11 protein-coding genes are annotated in these 17,121 nt (G+C 68.6%); 3 read left to right on the top strand and 8 right to left on the bottom strand.

Features of this window, described 5'->3' with window-relative positions; translation table 11 throughout:
• Positions 1–2: 2 nt before the first annotated feature.
• The 4 genes from KDK95_RS02730 to KDK95_RS02715 form a co-directional block, all read right to left on the bottom strand.
• A complete protein-coding gene (locus KDK95_RS02730; RefSeq protein ID WP_212516366.1) occupies positions 3–2,216 on the bottom strand; it encodes a WD40/YVTN/BNR-like repeat-containing protein in 2,214 nt (737 codons plus the stop codon).
• Positions 2,217–2,230: 14 nt separating this feature from the next.
• A complete protein-coding gene (locus tag KDK95_RS02725; protein WP_212516365.1) occupies positions 2,231–3,172 on the bottom strand; it encodes a carbohydrate ABC transporter permease in 942 nt (313 codons plus the stop codon).
• A complete protein-coding gene (locus KDK95_RS02720) occupies positions 3,169–4,176 on the bottom strand; it encodes an ABC transporter permease (protein ID WP_212516364.1) in 1,008 nt (335 codons plus the stop codon). The genes KDK95_RS02725 and KDK95_RS02720 overlap by 4 nt, the downstream gene beginning before the upstream one ends.
• A gap of 76 nt (positions 4,177–4,252) precedes the next feature.
• On the bottom strand, positions 4,253–5,950 hold the full coding sequence (locus KDK95_RS02715; protein WP_212516363.1) for a type 2 periplasmic-binding domain-containing protein: 1,698 nt from the start codon (positions 5,948–5,950) through the stop codon (positions 4,253–4,255).
• Between the two features lie 332 nt (positions 5,951–6,282).
• Between KDK95_RS02715 and KDK95_RS02710 the strand changes: the two genes are divergently transcribed.
• Both KDK95_RS02710 and KDK95_RS02705 read left to right on the top strand, forming a co-directional pair.
• On the top strand, positions 6,283–8,712 hold the full coding sequence (locus KDK95_RS02710) for a beta-glucosidase family protein (protein ID WP_212516362.1): 2,430 nt from the start codon (positions 6,283–6,285) through the stop codon (positions 8,710–8,712).
• Positions 8,709–10,160, top strand: a complete 1,452-nt coding sequence (locus tag KDK95_RS02705) for an alpha-L-fucosidase (protein ID WP_212516361.1) — start codon at positions 8,709–8,711, stop codon at positions 10,158–10,160. The genes KDK95_RS02710 and KDK95_RS02705 overlap by 4 nt, the downstream gene beginning before the upstream one ends.
• A gap of 41 nt (positions 10,161–10,201) precedes the next feature.
• On the opposite strand, the gene KDK95_RS02700 is transcribed toward KDK95_RS02705, so the two are convergent.
• On the bottom strand, positions 10,202–11,623 hold the full coding sequence (locus tag KDK95_RS02700) for an IS701 family transposase (RefSeq protein WP_212516360.1): 1,422 nt from the start codon (positions 11,621–11,623) through the stop codon (positions 10,202–10,204).
• A 2-nt stretch (positions 11,624–11,625) separates the two neighbouring features.
• Positions 11,626–12,735 carry an FAD-dependent oxidoreductase gene (locus KDK95_RS02695; RefSeq protein ID WP_212516359.1) on the bottom strand — a complete coding sequence of 370 codons (1,110 nt, stop codon included), beginning with the start codon at positions 12,733–12,735 and terminating at the stop codon, positions 11,626–11,628.
• An 85-nt stretch (positions 12,736–12,820) separates the two neighbouring features.
• On the opposite strand from KDK95_RS02695, the gene KDK95_RS02690 reads away from it, so the two are divergent.
• Positions 12,821–13,501, top strand: coding sequence for a TetR/AcrR family transcriptional regulator (locus KDK95_RS02690; RefSeq protein WP_212516358.1), 681 nt, complete (start codon positions 12,821–12,823; stop codon positions 13,499–13,501).
• A 136-nt stretch (positions 13,502–13,637) separates the two neighbouring features.
• On the opposite strand, the gene KDK95_RS02685 is transcribed toward KDK95_RS02690, so the two are convergent.
• Positions 13,638–14,846, bottom strand: a complete 1,209-nt coding sequence (locus KDK95_RS02685; RefSeq protein WP_212516357.1) for a glycosyltransferase family protein — start codon at positions 14,844–14,846, stop codon at positions 13,638–13,640.
• 165 nt (positions 14,847–15,011) lie between these two features.
• The gene (uvrB, locus tag KDK95_RS02680) at positions 15,012–17,105 is read right to left on the bottom strand and encodes an excinuclease ABC subunit UvrB (protein WP_212516356.1); all 2,094 of its coding nucleotides are present in this window, start codon (positions 17,103–17,105) and stop codon (positions 15,012–15,014) included.
• Positions 17,106–17,121: the final 16 nt, after the last annotated feature.

Genomic DNA, 17,121 nt, shown 5'->3' with positions numbered 1-17,121 from the left:
ATCTACCAGCCCTGGTCGTTCTGGTTCGACGTGACGTCGATGGTCTGTATGCCGCGGCCGTTGGTGCCGAGGTAGACGCGGCCGAAGTGGTTGGGGTCGCCGACGATCGTCGGGATCCAGCCGTAGTTCTGCTGACTGCTGTTGATCTTCGTCCAGTGCGCACCGGAGTCGGTGGACATGTAGAAGCCGGTGACGCCGTCGACCGTGCCGACCATGTACAGCGTCTTCACGTGCGAGCCCGGAGCCGCGGCGCCGGAGCCGATCGTGTACGCGGCGGTCACCCGCGAGCCGTTCACCTGCGTCCACGTCGTGCCGCCGTCGGTCGAGTGCATGAGACCGCCGGTCTGCGCGGCGAAGTACAGCTCGCCGGCGTGGCCTGGGGCGGAGAGCAGCTGGTCGTTGCTCGCGGCAGTGAGGCCGGTCGCCGCCGAGGCGAAGGTCTTCCCGCCGTCGATGCTGCGGTAGAAGACGCCGGTCGACGAGTCGATCGCGTAGAAGTCGCTCGGGTTGGCCGAGTCCGCGACCGGGGCGACTCCGGTGGGCAGACCGCTGACGTCCGTCCACGTCGTGCCCTTGTCGGTCGTGTACACCGGGGTCGAGCCGTCCGCCGGGTTCCAGACGATGCTGCTGCCGTCGGCCGCGACCGCCACCTGGCCTTGGCCCCAGCTCATCGAGCTCGGCGTGGTCGGGAACTGAGTCCACGTCGTGCCGCCGTCGGTCGAGTACTGACCGGCTGGCTTGCTCGAACCACTCTCGCCGACGAATGCGATCAGACCGCCGTTCGCGTCCTGGCCGATACCAGACGCGGTGCTGTAGTTCGTGTCGAAGGTGTCGGTCGGCGATTGCGTCAGCGACGTGTGGCAGAAGCCGCCAAGGTCGTGCATCGCGCTGATCAACTTGCAGTCGCTCGGACCGTTGGGCACGAGCAGCGCCTCGATGGCCGTCTCCTCGATGCCCTTCGACGCGGTGGCCGAGAAGTCGACCGTGCCGCCGCTGGAGATCGCGCCCATGTCGTAGGTGCCGAACAGTGTCGCGCCGGTGCCGTAGACGACGTGGTTCGAGTCGAACGGGTCGACAGCGATCGTGCCGATCCACCAGCCGAACTTGGGCGTGGCGCCCCAGGAGAGGTACGGCTCGTAGGAGATGTCGAGCTTCGTCGAGGCGGACACGTCGGCCCAGGTCTCACCGCCGTCCGTGGAGCGGTAGATCGTGTCCACCGGGCTCCATCGGTCGTTGGTTGACACGTAAAGCGTGTTCGCGTTGTTCGGGTCGAGCGCGAGGCCGTCGTAGCCCCACCAGTTCGAGCTGCCCTCGGGCGTGATGTCGGTGGCGGTGCCGTCGGTGGCGAACTTGTAGAGCTTGCCGGTGCCCATCCAGTACGGGCCGGTGTACTGGTCGTAGACCACGTACATCGAGCCGTCGGAGGAGAACTGGGCCTTGATCGGGATCGTGCCGGGACCGCCCGTGACCTTGCTCCAGGTCGTGCCGCCGTCCGTGGTCTCGTACAGCGAGGACGTGTCCGCGTCGCCGACCACGATGTGCTGTGTCGGGGTGCCGCGGTGCTTCTCCGTCTGGTCGAAGGTCACGAACTGCAGGCCGGCGGCCGAGTTCGAGCCGGCGTCCGGGAACGCGCTGTCCTTGGCCCAGCTGCGGCCGCCGTCCGTGGACTTCCACAGACCGTCGTTCTCGGTGCCGTAGTAGATGACGTCGTCGTCGTTCGGGTCGACGACCAGCCGCTCGCCGGAGTCCCGGCCCTGGTCGTTCGAGCCGATCTCGAACGGCACCCGGTACGTCTGCCAGGTCTTGCCGTAGTCGTCCGAGCTGAGGATCGCCGCCGGCTGCCCGTCGTTCCAGCTGTACGCGTACTGGCCGACGGCGGCCCACACCCGGTTCGGGCGGATCGGGTCGGTGGCGACCGAGTCGACGCCGAGCTCGTTCCAGTTCGCGAACGTCGTCGAGTCGAGCAGCGGGATCCAGGTCTGGCCCGACGCGTTCCAGCGGTACAGGCCGCCGATGTCCGTGCGCAGGTAGGCCAGGCCGGGCTGCGTCGGGTTGTAGACGACGCCGGTGACGAAGCCGCCCGCGCCGATGGTCACGTTCTTCCACACGTACCCGCCGCCGGCCTCCGCCGTCGCGGCGGGCGCCGCGAACAGCGGGACGGCGAGCACTCCTGCGAGCGCGCAGGCTTGCACAAGCCTCTTCTTCGAGGTGCGCATCTGGTCGATTCCTCTCAGCCCTTGATAGCGCCGGTGAGCATGCCCTTGGTGAAGTGCTTCTGCACGAAGGGGTAGATGACGAGAATCGGAATCAGCGTCAGCACGACCACGCACATCTGCAGCGAGAGCGGGGCGGGCTGGTCCTTTCCGGCGAACGCCGTGGCCGAGTTCTGGCCCGGCATCGTCGCCCCCTGCGAGACGTACGTGTACAGGACGTACTGGAGGGTCCACTTGGAGCTGTCGGCCGGCATGTAGAGCATCACGTTGAAGAACGCGCTCCAGTAGCCGACCGCGTAGAACAAGGCCATGACCGCGTTGACCGCCTTGGAGGTGGGCAGCACCACCGACCACAGGATGCGGAACTCGCTGGCTCCGTCCAGCTTGGCGGCCTCGATCAGCTCGCTCGCCGTGCTCATGTAGAACGAGCGGATGATCAGGATGTTGAACGCGGAGACCGCGCCAGGCAGGATCAGCGCCCAGTACTGGTCGTAGCCGTTGAACAGGTCGGCGACGACGATGAAGCTGGGGATGATGCCGCCGCTGAAGAACATCGTGGCGATCAGCGCCATCAGGATCCAGCGGTGGCCGAGCGAGCGCGGCCGGGACAGGCCGTAGGCGCACAGCACCGAGACGACCATCGAGACGGCCGTGCCGACGACGGTGATGGCGAGGCTGATCAGCATGGCGCGGGTGATCACGCCGCCGTCCAGCATCTCGCGGTACGCGTTGAGCGTCAGGCCGTGCGGGACGAGCACGATGCCGCCCGCGATGTTGACCGAGCTCTGCGGCGAGAGGCTGGTCAGCACGACGGCGTAGACCGGGATGACCACGAGCAGCACGACGACGGTGAGCGTCGCGCCCTTGGCCGCCTGGCCGACGACGGTCGGCTTCTCCTCCCAGACGGGGCGCTTGGGAGCCTTGTGCGGCTTGGCTTTGAACGAGAGTGCGGTGCTCATCTGGTTCCCCTGTACAGGCCGTCCTCGCCGAAGAAGTGCGCGACCTTGTTCGCGCCGTAGAGCAGCAGGAGCGAGACGACGCCCTTGAACAGACCCGCTGCCGCGCCGAGGCCGAAGTTGTTGGCCGCGACGCCGTAGTAGTAGGAGTACGTGTCGAGCACTTCGGAGGCGCCGGACCCGACCGCGTTGCGCTGGATCAGGAACTGCTCGAAGCCGACGTTGAGCGCGTTGCCGAGCCGCAGCACGAGCAGCAGCACGATGACGCCGCGCATGCCGGGCAGGGTGATGTGCCAGGTGCGCCGCCAGCGGTTGGCGCCGTCCGCCGCGGCCGCCTCGTAGAGGGCGGGATCGATCGCGGCGATCGCGGCCAGGAAGACGATGATCCCCCAGCCCGCCTCCTTCCAGACCGACTGGGCGGTGACCAGGTACTTGAAGGCGCCCGGGTCGGTCATGATGTTCCAGGCGTTCATCCCGTGCGTGAGCAGCAGGTGGTTGAGCAGTCCCGCGCCGCCGAGCATCTGCTGGAACAGCACGATCACCAGCACCCAGGAGAAGAAGTGGGGCAGGTAGACGATCGCCTGGACGAACGAGCGGATCTTGCTGCTGAGCACCGAGTTCAGCAGCAGCGCCAGCGCGATCGGGACCGGGAAGAAGAGCACCAGCTGGATCACGCTGAGCACGATCGTGTTCTCGAACGCGTGCCAGAAGTTCGGGTCGGCGAACAGGTCGGAGAAGTTCTGCAGCCCCACCCACGTGCTCTGCCAGAAGCCGAGGATGTAGTCGTAGTACTCGAAGGCGGTGACCGTGCCGAACATCGGCAGGTAGTTGAACGCGATGACCAGCAGCACGGCGGGGACCGCCATCAGCAGCAGGGGCCAGTCGCGGCGCAGTCGCACACGGAAGGGCAGCCTGGTGCGCGCCTTCTTCCGCTTGGCCGGGGCCGGCGCGCCGCCGGGCCCGGTCTCGGTCGTCGCCGTGCCGCTCCGCACGGATATCGCCGACATCTGATACTCCTCGTTCTCGCCTAGCCGCAGTCGGAGCCCCGCGCCCGCGGCGGGCGGGCGCGAGGCGGATCAGATGTCAGGAACCGTCGCCGTACTTGTCGTAGACGTTCGCGGTGTACCAGTCGAGCATCTTCTGGCCGTTCGACTTCTTCCAGTTCGCCAGCGCGGTCTGGAAGTCGGCGACGGTCTTCGAGCCGTAGGTCACCTGGTTCACGATGTCCACGACCTCGGCCATGCTGTAGGCCGTCTGGTACTGGGAGGGGGCGGTGATGTTCATGTCCCAGAAGGTCGGCTTGTACGCGTACTTGACCGCGTTGCCGGTCCAGGCGCACAGGCCCTTCGTCACGTCCGACGCGCCGAAGTTGGTGACCGCGGACTGCGGGGTGACCAGCTGCTGGTAGATCGCCTGGTTCGACTCGTTGTCACCCTGCTTGGTGTACGACGGGCCGGACGAGGTCATGGTGTAGTCCACGCCCTCGATGCCGTAGTTGATCATGGTGTACTCGTAGGAGCCGAACGGCGCCGCGAGGTAGTTCGCGACCTCCAGGATCTCCTCGATCTGGGTCTTGGAGAGGTTCTTGTTCAGGTAGCTCGTCATGCCGCTGGAGGCGCCGAGCGGGATCGTCGGCGTGGAGCCGTCCGCGGCGAAGATCGGGAACGCGCTGCGCACGTACGAGGGGTTCGCGCCCTTGCCCGAGGTGTCGTCGGCCAGGTCCCACGCTCCGGTGCCGTCGGCCTCGATGAGCGACTTGCCGGACCAGAAGCGCTGCTTGCCGTCGTTCGTGTCGCCGGCGACCGCGCTCGGGTGCATGTAGCCGGACTTGGCGATCTTGTAGGCGAAGGCCAGCGCGGCGGCGAACTCGTCGGTGTCGTAGGCCGAGATGACCTTGCCGCCCTTGATCACGAACGCGCCGGGGCCGTTCGGCGGGGCGTTGAACATCTGCTGGATCGAGTACCACAGGCCGTCGAACGCGTACACGCCCGCGGACTTCGAGGTCAGCTCGGCGCCGAGCGCGTAGAGGTCGTCCGAGTTCTTCACCTCGCCGGGGTTGATGCCCTTGCTGGAGAAGACGTCGCCGCGGTAGTAGAGCACGCCGGTGAAGGAGTTGCCCGAGGTCCAGCACGGGAAGCCGAAGATCTTGTCCTCCCACGCGGCGGACTGCCAGCCGCCGGTCGGGATCGCCGCGAGGTTCGGGTACTTGCGGATGTTCGAGCCGGACAGGTACGGCGTCAGGTCGGCGAAGCGCTCGGTGGTCAGCTCGCCGGTGTTGGCCTGGCCGTTGTTCCAGGACGGGATGTTGATCCAGTCGGGCAGCTTGTTGCCCGCGACGAGGGTCGGCAGCGTGGTGCCGTAGTTGTTGCCGTTGGCCGGGTTCACCGTGAGGTTCGTGCCGAGCGCCTTGTTCAGGGCCGTGTAGTAGGCGTTGCCCGCCTTCGGAATGGTGCCCCACAGCGGAATGATCGCGGAGTACGAGCCGCCGGAGCCCGGGGTCCCGCTGACGGTCTTGACCAGGTTCGTCGGGTAGCTCAGGAAGCCGGGGTCGGAGGTGGCGCCGGCCTTGCCGGTCACGATCGGGATGTCCGGCGTCGGCCCGTTCGTCAGCGGCACGTAGTCGGGCAGGATCGAGGCGAGGCCCTTGGACGTGGTGACGCCGCCCTTGTTGGCGGCGGAACTGCCACAGGCCGACAGCAGTGGCGTGGCGGCTATCGCGCCGGCGACACCCGCCGTCGCGGTCACGAACCCGCGGCGGGTGAAAGCGGTGGAGCTCGGCATTGAACTCTCCAGGATTGTGGGGTCGCTCTTCACGACCCGCGCGAGATGGAGTCGTCGAAGCGCTTCAATGATGGCTTGAGGTTAGGACAGCGGTTCGAGCCAGGCAAGGGGCTTCGATTACGGTTCGGTTACGAGCAGCCTGCCTTCCGGTCGCGGCCACCGCGTCCGCCATGGTCCAGGGGCATCCGCCGTCCACCCCAGTTGATCTGCACAATCGCTAAGACTTGGCCGCACGCCCGCAGTCCTTTGCCATGCCTGGGGTTGACATGAACCCGGTTTCGCTGCGACTTTCGAAGCGCTTCGATCAATCCCTCGAGTGAGAGTGTTGCCCCGTGACCCCTGCACCCGAAGACCAGGCCGCAGCGCTGCTGGCCGAGCTGACCGTCGCGGAGAAGATCGCGTTTCTTCACCAGCACCAGCCCGCCGTCGACCGCCTCGGCCTCGCGAAATTCCACACCGGCTGCGAGGCGCTGCACGGCGTCGCGTGGATCGGCAAGGCGACGGTGTACCCGCAGGCGGTCGGCCTCGGCGCGACCTGGGACCGGGACCTGCTGCGCCGGGTCGGCGCGGCCGTCTCCACCGAGGTGCGGGCGTTCAAGCAGGACACCGCGAACGCCTTCCAGCTCAGCGCCCAGACGGAGAAGTTCCCGATGGTCTCCCTGAACGTCTGGGCGCCGGTGGTCAACCCGCTGCGCGACCCGCGCTGGGGGCGCAACGAAGAGGGCTACAGCGAGGACGCGTACGCGACGTCCGAGCTGGCCACCGCGTACTGCACCGGCCTGCGCGGCGAGCACCCGACGGTGTGGCGCACGACGCCGGTGCTCAAGCACTTCCTCGCCTACAACACCGAGACCGACCGCGACCTGGTGGACATCCAGGTGCCGGAGCGGGTGCTGCGCGAGTACGAGCTCGAGGCCTTCCGCGGACCGATCGAGGCGGGCGTGGCCGCGGGCGTGATGCCGGGCTACAACCTCACCAACGGCGTGCCGAACCACGTGCACCCGCTGATCAACGACGTACTGCACGCGTGGGACCCGGAGCTCGCGATCTGCTCGGACGCGCAGGCCCCGTCGAACCTCGTCGATCGCGAGAAGTTCTTCGCCACGCACGCCGAGTCGCACGCGGCCGCGCTGAAGGCCGGCGTCGACAGCTACACCGACAACAGCGCCGACTCGCAGCCGACGATCGAGCGGTTCACCGAGGCGCTCGATCGCGGCCTGATCACCGAGGCTGACGTGGACGCCGCCGTGCGCCGGGTGCTGCTGATGCGCGCCCGCAGCGGCGAGTTCGCGCCCGAGGACGACCCGTACGCGGGCATCCGCGCCGACGTGATCGACTGCGCGCAGCACCGCGAGCTCTCCCGCGAAGCCGCACTCGCCTCCGTCGTGCTGCTCAAGAACGAGGGCGGCGCGCTGCCGCTGGCCGAGCCTGGCCGGGTCGCCGTGATCGGCCACCTCGGCTCGCGCGTGATGACCGACTGGTACAGCGGGACCCTCCCCTACGAGGTGTCCGTCGCCGACGGCCTGCGCGCCGAATTCCCCTCGGCCGCCGTCGACGTCGCGGACGGCGCCGACCTCGTCGTGCTGCGGGACGCCGGCGGGATCGGCGAGTTCGGCCCGTTCCGGCACCAGGACTGGGGAACGAGCGTCCAATGCCCGATCCCCGTGCACACGCTGCAGTCGGTCGACAACGGCAGGTATCTGACACTGACCGGCGAGGGCGACACCGAGATCGAGGCCGCGGCCGCGACGCCGGACGGATGGTTCGTCAAGGAACTCTGGGAGTTCGAGACCGTCTCCGGCAACGCCGCCGCCGACCTCGCGCACGGGGAGCTGCTGCTGCGCTCGAACGCCCCGCATAGCCGGAAGTACGCGCGGGTCGAGCGCGCCACCGGCCGCCTCGTCGCGGACGCCGAGACTCCCGAGCAGGCCACCCGCTTCCGTCTGGAGACCGTGGCCTCGGGCCTGCGCGAGGCGGCCGAGCTCGCCGCCGCCGCGGACCGCGTCGTGCTCGTGCTCGGCAACGACCCGCACATCAACGGCCGGGAGACGGTCGACCGGGACAGCCTCGCGCTGCCGCCCGGGCAGGAGCGCCTGCTGCACGCGGTCGTCGCGGCGAACCCCGGCACCGTGCTGGTCGTGGTCTCGAGCTACCCGTACGCCATCGACTGGGCCGCGGAGAACGTCCCGGCCATCGTGTGGAGCTCGCACGCGGGCCAGGAGCTCGGCACGGCGATCGCGCAGGTGCTCAGCGGACGGCACAATCCGTCCGGCCGGCTCCCGCAGACCTGGTACTCCGGTGACGCGGAACTGCCCGGACGCGAGGACTACGACGTGATCGGATCCGGGTGGACCTACCGCTACTCGCGGCGGGCACACGTGTATCCCTTCGGGCATGGTCTTACCTACGCGACTTTCGACTACAGCACCCCGGCCGTGGCTGTTCGGGAGATTTTGCCGGGATCGCTCACATTATCCGCTGAGGTCTCCGTGGCCAACACCTCGGGTACCGCCGGGCACGAAGTCGTGCAGCTCTACGTCCGCCGCGAGGGCGGTGAGGCACGGCGGGCGCTGGTCGGATTCGACCGGATCCGCCTGGAGCCCGGCGAGAGCCGCCGCATCGCGTTCGACGTGCCGCGGGAGCGGTTCGCGCAGTGGTCCCCGGAGAGGTCCGAGCGCTTCCTGCCCCCGGGTGAATACGTGTTCGAGTTCGCCCGGTCGAGCGAGGACGCGGCGGCCGTGGCGCGCGTGGAGCTTTCATGACCGCCCCCGGACCCGAAGTCCCCGGGGGGCCGTTCCTGCCGACCTGGGAATCGCTGGCCGGGTACCGGGTTCCTGACTGGTTCCGCGACGCCAAGCTCGGCATCTTCGTGCACTGGGGTCCGTACAGCGTGCCCGCGTTCGGCAACGAGTGGTACGCGCGCAACATGTACCGCGCCGGCAAGCCGGAGTACGAGCACCACCGGAAGACCTACGGCCCGCAGTCGGAGTTCGGCTTCAAGGACTTCATCCCGATGCTGACCGGGGAGAACTTCGACCCGGACGCGTGGGCGACGCTGTTCCGCTCGGCCGGGGCGCAGTACGTCGTCCCCGTCGCCGAGCACCACGACGGCTTCGCGATGTACCGCAGCGAGCTCAACCCGTGGAACGCGGCCCGGATGGGCCCGAAGCGGGACGTCGTCGGCGAGCTCTCGCGCGCGGTACGGGACCGGTCGATGGTCTTCGGCGTCTCCTGGCACCGCGCCGAGCTGTGGTGGTTCCTCAACGGCGGCATGACCTTCGACTCGGACGTGCGTTCGGGGAGGTACGCCTCGCTCTACGGCCCGGCGCAACCGCAGGAGATGCCGCCGAGCAAGCAGTTCCTCGATGAGTGGGCCGCACACACGATCGAGCTGATCGACGCGTACCAGCCGCAGATGCTCTACTTCGACTGGTGGATCCACCGGCCGGCGTACCGGCCCTACCTGCCGCGCCTCGCCGCGCACTACTACAACCGGCTGGAGGCCGCCGGGCTCGGCTCGGTGATCTCGTACAAGGACGGCGCGTTCCCGGCCGGGACGGCCGTCGCGGACATCGAGCGCGGCTCCAGCGCGGTGCTGCGGCCGGAGCCGTGGCAAGCATGCACGTCGATCGCACGCAACGCCTGGTGCCACGTCGAGGGCCAGGAGTACAAGACCGCGCAGGAGGTCGCGGGCACACTGATCGACGTCGTGTCCAAGAACGGCAGCCTTCTGCTGAACGTCGGCCCGAAGGCAGACGGCTCGATCGTCGAGTACGAGGCCGAGCTGCTGCGGACGCTCGGCTCCTGGCTGGCCGTGAACGGCGAGGCGATCTACGCGTCGCGCCCCTGGGCCGTGTTCGGCGAGGGACCGACGAAGACGGCCGACGGCGGCTTCTCCGAGTTCAAGCGGCAGCAGTACGGTCCGCACGACTTCCGGTTCACGACGCGGGAGGAGTGCCTGTACGTGATCGGGCTGGCCGCGCCGGAGAACGGCCGGATGGACATCCGTTCGCTCGGCGCGGACCTGACGCTCTACCAGCGCCGGATCGAGCGGATCGAACTGCTCGGGCACAGCGGCGAGTGGGATCCGATCCCGTTGGAGTACGAGCAGCGCGCCGACTTGCTGAGCGTGCGCCTGCCGGAGAGCTGGGAGAACGGGCACCTTAAGGAGATCCCGTTCCCGGTGCTGAAGATCACCCCGTCCGCCTAGCGGCCTAGCACGGCAGTCGGACTTCGTGATCTGACATCGGGTTACGCAATCAGCGCGTAGCGTCGGCGGTAGTGGTGCCAGCGGGCTCGGGCCTGGTGGCGTCGGCGCCAGGTGGACCAGGCAAGACAGACGCTTCTATCGGTTCTCCCGTGGTTATGCTCGGGTAGCAGGACGGGCAGTAGCCGCTGGAGCTCGGGAACGGTCAGCGCGATCATGCCGCAGTCTTCCGGTGCATGCTGCTCGTCGTTCTCCGGCAGTACGGGGGCCGGGTGCGCGGCCCTGGCCTTTGCGGCGGTGACGGCCAGGAGCGCGTAGGCGGCCATCACGAGGGTGACGTGGCGTTTCCACGCCCGGTAGGCGCGCACCTGGGTGCCGTCGAGGCCGACGGCCTGCTTGGCGTCTTGGAAGTCGTCTTCCACCGCCCATCTCGCGCCGGCGGCCTTGACCAGGTCGGTCAGGGAACAGACATAGTGGTCGGGCACGAACGCGAGGTAGTAGGCGAGCTCGCCGGTGCTGATCGAGCGACGGATCAGCAACTGGTGGCGGTGGGAGGCGGTTGCGAACCGCGCCCAGTCGTAGTGGCGCGGCCCTTTCGATCCGGCGCCTGCCGAGCGCCGGTTCCACCCGTGCGGCTCGACTAGGTGTAGGGCCTGGTCGGCGCGCATCTTCCGGTGTCCGGAGGTGGTGAGCTGGAAGTCGCATCCGACGGCGAAGACGTAGCCGATGCCGCGTGCCTCGAACAGTGCGCGTAGTTCGCTGCTGCGTCCGTAGACCTCGTCGCCGGTGGCCCAGGCGGGGGCGAGCCCGGCTTCGAGGGCGCGTTCGGCCTGCGTCTTGGCGAGTTGCGGTTTGGTGGCGAACGCGTGGTCGGGCTCGAACCCGGCCTTCGCCATCCGCTCGGGATCTGCGAACCACTCCTTTTGCACGTGCAGCTCCCGGTCGATCAGGGCGTGCCCGAGCGGCGTGGCGTAGGTCGCGTAGACCGCGACCACCGCATTCTCGATCCTGCCCGCGGTGCCGGTGTACTGTCGGCCGGCTCCTGCCGTGGCCGTGCCCTTCTTCAGATCGCCGGTCTCGTCGAAGATCAGCACGCCGCCTTCGCCCAGGTGGCAGGCGACGAAGCTGCGCACGGCATCGCGCACCTCGTCCTCGTCCCACACCGCCCCGGACAACAGGTGCTGGAGCCGGTGGGGTCGGGAGTGTCCGGCCGCCTGCGCGCGCGACCAGCAGTTGCCGGCCGTGCCCGGGCACAGCAGCCCAAGGATGTACGCGCTCGCGTTCGAGCGCAGGTCGCGTCGGGAGAAGCACGGCGCGATCAGTCCGGACAGTTCCGCGAGGTGCGCCTCGAACCCGCTTAACTCGGCGCTGGCGGTGTGGGCCGCCCCGCATTCAGCGTGAATCGCACCATGATGATCACGGGGCGGCCGGGCTGGACGACCGGTTTCCTGGTCGTGTCTGGTCATCGTCAGCCGGGTTGGAAGAATGCGAGCATCTTCTGGGCGGCGTCCGGCGAGCTCAGCAGTTCATGCATGTCCGCGGACTTCCGGGCGGCGGCGCCGGTGCGTTCGAACATCTCGCGTTCGTATTCTTTGACGGCGGCGGGAAAGTCGTGCGGGTGCGCGGCCAGTGCGAGACCGAGCACGGCGCCGTCGAGCAGCGCCATGTTGGCGCCCTGCCCCACCGCCGGCATCAGGTGCGCGGCATCGCCGAGCAGCGTGGCGCCTGGCGTCGACGGCCAGGTCAGGCCGATCGGGAGAGAGGTGCTCGACCGCGGCATGATCGTGTCGTCGCAGGACTCGATCAGCGCGGTGATCCGTGGGTCCCAGCCGGGGAGAAGTTCGATCAGCCGCGCCCGGGCGGCGGCGGGGTCGTCGAACGGGATCCCGCTGGTGGCGAACCAATCCTCTGCGGTGTTGTAGAAGCTCACGCCGATGCGAACGCGACCGTCGCCGTTGCGCTGCGCCGCCAGGGATATTCCGTCGCCGAGCACCCAGTAGGTGCCGCGCCCGACCATCGCCGCGAGGTCGGGGTGCGTGCGGTCGATATCGGGAATGCCGATCTCGACGACGTTCTTGCCGATGTGCACCGGGCGGGCGTCGGTGAGCAGCGCGCGGACCCGGGAGGACGCGCCGTCCGCGCCGACCAGCAGGTCATAGGCCGCACTGCTGCTGTCGGCGAAGTGCAGCAGGCCTTTATCGGCGAATGCGAACGCGTGCCCCCAGCGCACCACGTCTTCGGGGAGGGAATCGAGCAGCAGGTTGCGCAGATCGGCGCGGTCGACCTCGGGTCGCAGAAGCGGGGCGTCGTCGGGCGTGTCCTCCTGGAGCAGCAGGGTGCCATCAGGGGTGAGAAGACGCATGTCCTGGCCTTCACCACGGGCGATCGCGTAGAACTCGTCGATCAGACCGGCCGCGCGCAGCGCCCGCTGGCCGGAGTGGATATCGAGCATGCCGCCCTGGCCGCGCGCACCGCGCCACGCTTCTCGTTCGTATACGACGGCGTCAATGCCGTTGACGTGCAGCACGCGGGCAAGGGCCAGGCCCCCCAAGCCTGCTCCGACGATGGCGATGTCCACGATTCCCTCCCGATTCACTGTATTGATCAATACACCGTATCGGTTGAAGCCGCTGTAAGACGCGGGCCGCGGTAGGGTCGGCGGCATGGTGGTGTGGGAGCGGCCGGAGCCGCCGGATCGACCGGTGCCGGCCCCGCTGAACCGGGCGCGGCTCGTCCGGGCGGCGATCCAACTGGCCGACGCGGACGGCCTGGACGCGGTGTCGCTACGCAAGGTGGCTGCGGCGCTGGACGTCGGACCGATGCGGCTGTACGGCTACATTGCCACCAAAGAGGAACTGCTCGACCTGATGCTCGATACGGTCTACGCCGAGATCCAGCCGACCGGAGACGACTGGCGCCAGGTACTGCGCTCCCTTGCCGAAGCCACCCGACAGGCCGCCCATCAGCACGAATGGCTCGCCGACCTGATCGGTGGGCGCCCCCAGCTCGGACCGAACACGCTGGCCACCGGGAACGCCGTGCTCGCCGCCATGGGCAGTGTCGACCTAGACACCGTCGTCCCAGCGGTCGCCGCGGTCAGAGCGTACGTGGTCGGCGCGGTACGCCGGGAGATCGCCGAGCGACGCGCCGAACGGGCCAGCGGGATGGACATCAAGCAGTTCCAGACCGCCTACGGGCCGTATCTGGAACGGACCTTCGCAACAGGGCGATTCCCCGCGCTGGCCATGGCAGTACGCAGCGGCCCCCACCTGAGCGCCGATGAGACCTTCCGGATCGGCCTCGAGTTCCTCCTCGACGGCATCGAAGCCCGCATCTCAAACTGACGCACAGACGAGCGATCAGACGAGCACCGCCTATGGCGCCAACTCGGCGCCGACACGGCGAGACGACGCAGCCCGCTACGCACTCATCACACAGCCCAATGCCAGATCACGAAGTCCGACTGCCGTACTAGGCGGGCTAGGGGAAGCCGGGGCCGCCGTCGACGGTGATGAAGTGCGCATACCAGCCGGCGGCCACGGCGAGCACCGCGATCAGCGCCCAGACGATCCACTGGCGCTTGATCTTCGAGAGCCATCCGGCGGGGGCGAGCAGGATCGGGAACGCGGCGAGCATCTCGCGCGGCACGACCGTGTAGTCGTGAATGGCCGTGTAGACGATCGCGGCCACCACGATCGTGTAGAACGTCAGCTCCCAGCGCTGCCGCTGCACGAGCATCACGATGATCAGCAGCGGCACGATCAGCAGGACGGCCGTCGTGACGTGCGCCTGGCCGTTGGCGTAGCCGTGCGCGGTGCCCTCGATGCCGAGCTTGATCCGGTGGAAGACCTGGCCGGCGTTGCCGAAGCCGGTCCCCCACTTCTTCTGCGCCTTCATGTAGCCGCCGATGCTGCCCATGCGGTACGCGACGTACGCCAGGAAGCCGATCGCTCCGATCGGCGCGATGACGGCGCCGATCAGCGGGCGCCAGGTGAACGGCTGCCCCGCGCGGCGCGCGCGGACGATCTCGACGACCGCCGCGACGCAGACCGTCAGCACGACGGCGTCGGCGGTCGGCCGGGTGGCTCCGGCGAGGCAGGCGAGGATTCCCGCGGTGATCCAGGAGCGGCGCAGCAGCGCGTAGAGCGCCCACGCGGTGAGGCAGATGGCGAGGGTGTCGGCGTAGAGCGCGCCCTCGATCACGGCCGAGGGCATCAGCGCCCAGAGCACGGCGAAGATCAGGCCGGTCCGGGCGTCGCGCACCAGGCGGCCGATCTCGAACAGCGCCCAGGAGCACGCGACGGCCGCGACCCAGGTGATCGCCAGGCCGACCGCGGTCACGCTGAGCAGGCCGCCGGTGATCGCGTGCCCGAGCGCCATCAGGCCCGGGTAGAGCGGGTCGAAGGCGAAGGGCGAGAGGGCGGGCGAGATCTTCGTGTCGTAGCCGCGCTCGGCGATCTTCTCGTACCAGCCGGAGTCGACGAACACGAACACGCCGCGCGCCGCGTAGCCGTGGCCGCTGGAGAGCAGCCCGAACACCAGCGTGCCGACGAGCCGCACGAGCAGGTAGGCGGCCATCGCGGGCCAGGCGCGCCCGGCCGAGCGGACCGCGCGCTCGCGGACCGCGGCGAAGCCGCCCGGGGCGCCTGCCTCCCGCGCGGTCACCTGTTGCCCGGTCATACTGCTCACGCGCCTGCCTCGCTGGCGCTCGTCAGGCGCGCTCGCAAGTGCACTGTGCTCATTGGTTCGCTCGCAAGCTCGCTCACGGTAACCGCCCGTCCGTTCCGCACCCGACTTCCGTTCAACTGACGCCGGATCCTACAACCTCAGTTGCGCGCCCTCGGGGAAGGCGGATCAGACGCCCGCCGCGCGCATTCCGCGCAGCTCCTTCTTGAGCTCGGAGATCTCGTCGCGGAAGCGCGCGGCGAGCTCGAACTGCAGCTCGGCGGCCGCGGTGTGCATCTGCTGGGACAGGTCCTCGATCAGCGCCTCGAGCTCCTCCGCGGGCTTGCCGACGAAGTCCACGCTGGTCACGCCCTTCGCCCCGACTCCCGGCACCGGCGCACGCCCCTTGCCCTGCGGGCGGCCGAGCAGGTTGCGGGTGTCCTCGTCCTCGCGGATCAGCGAGTCGGTGATGTCGGCGATCTTCTTGCGCAGCGGCGTCGGGTCGATGCCGTTCTCGGTGTTGTAGGCGATCTGCTTCGCGCGGCGGCGGTTGGTCTCGTCGATCGCCCTGGCCATCGCCGGGGTGATCTTGTCGGCGTACATGTGCACCTGGCCGCCGACGTTGCGCGCCGCGCGGCCGATCGTCTGGATCAGCGAGGTCGGGCTGCGCAGGAACCCTTCCTTGTCGGCGTCCAGGATCGCGACGAGGGAGACCTCGGGCAGGTCCAGGCCCTCGCGGAGCAGGTTGATGCCGATCAGCACGTCGAACACGCCCAGGCGCAGCTCACGCAGCAGCTCGACGCGGCGCAGCGTGTCGATGTCGGAGTGCAGGTAGCGCACCTTGACGCCGAGTTCGAGCAGATAGTCGGTCAGATCCTCGGACATCTTCTTGGTCAGCGTCGTGACCAGCACGCGCTCGTTCTTCTCGGCGCGCTGCCGGATCTCGTGGACCAGGTCGTCGATCTGACCCTGCGTCGGCTTGACGATCACCTCGGGGTCGACCAGCCCGGTCGGGCGGATGACCTGCTCGACGACCTCGCCGCCGGCCTGCGCGAGCTCGTACGGGCCCGGGGTCGCCGAGAGGTAGACCGTCTGGCCGATCCGCTCGACGAACTCCTCCCACTTGAGCGGCCGGTTGTCCAGCGCCGAGGGCAGCCGGAAGCCGAAGTCGACGAGGTTGCGCTTGCGCGAGGTGTCGCCCTCGTACATCGCGCCGATCTGCGGCACCGTCTGGTGCGACTCGTCGATGACCAGCAGGAAGTCCTCGGGGAAATAGTCCAGGAGGGTGTTGGGCGCGCTGCCAGCCTCGCGGCCGTCGATATGGCGCGAGTAGTTCTCGATGCCCGAGCAGAAGCCGACCTCGCGCATCATCTCGACGTCGTACGTGGTGCGCATGCGCAGCCGCTGGGCCTCCAGCAGCTTGCCCTGCCGCTCCAGCTCCTCGAGACGCTCGGCGAGCTCCGCCTCGATGCCGGCGATGGCCCGCTCCATCCGCTCCGGGCCGGCGACGTAGTGCGTGGCCGGGAAGACGTAGATCTCCCGATCGTCCGTCAGGATCTCGCCGGTGACCGGGTGCAGCGTCATCAGCCGCTCGATCTCGTCGCCGAACATCTCGACGCGGACCGGGTGCTCCTCGTACATCGGGAAGATGTCGACCGTGTCCCCGCGGACGCGGAAGGTGCCGCGGGTGAACGCGACGTCGTTGCGCGCGTACTGCACGGCGACGAGCTTGCGCAGCAGCTGGTCGAGCCCGAACTCCTCGCCGACGCGGAGCCTGACCATCCGGTCGACGTACTCCTGCGGCGTGCCCAGGCCGTAGATGCAGGAGACGGACGCGACGACGATGCAGTCCCGGCGGGTCAGCAGCGAGCTGGTCGCCGAGTGGCGCAGCCGCTCGACCTCCTCGTTGATCGAGGAGTCCTTCTCGATGTACGTGTCCGTCTGCGCGACGTACGCCTCGGGCTGGTAGTAGTCGTAGTACGAGACGAAGTACTCGACGGCGTTGTTCGGCAGCAGCTCGCGGAACTCGTTGGCCAGCTGCGCGGCCAGCGTCTTGTTCGGCGCGAGCACCAGCGTCGGACGCTGCAGCTTCTCGATCAGCCAAGCGGTCGTCGCGGACTTGCCGGTACCGGTGGCACCGAGCAGCACGACGTCCTTCTCCCCGGCGCGAACCCGCCGCTCGAGCTGCGCGATCGCCTCCGGCTGGTCACCGGACGGCTTGTATTCGCTGACCACCTCGAAGGGGGCCACGCTGCGTTCCAGGTCCGTCGTCGGTCGCGTCATGATGCCAATCTAAACG

Source organism: Actinospica acidithermotolerans (genome assembly GCF_018139625.1).
Classification (GTDB): Bacteria; Actinomycetota; Actinomycetes; order Streptomycetales; family Catenulisporaceae; genus Actinospica; species Actinospica acidithermotolerans.
This window is presented reverse-complemented; position numbering and strand designations above follow the sequence as displayed.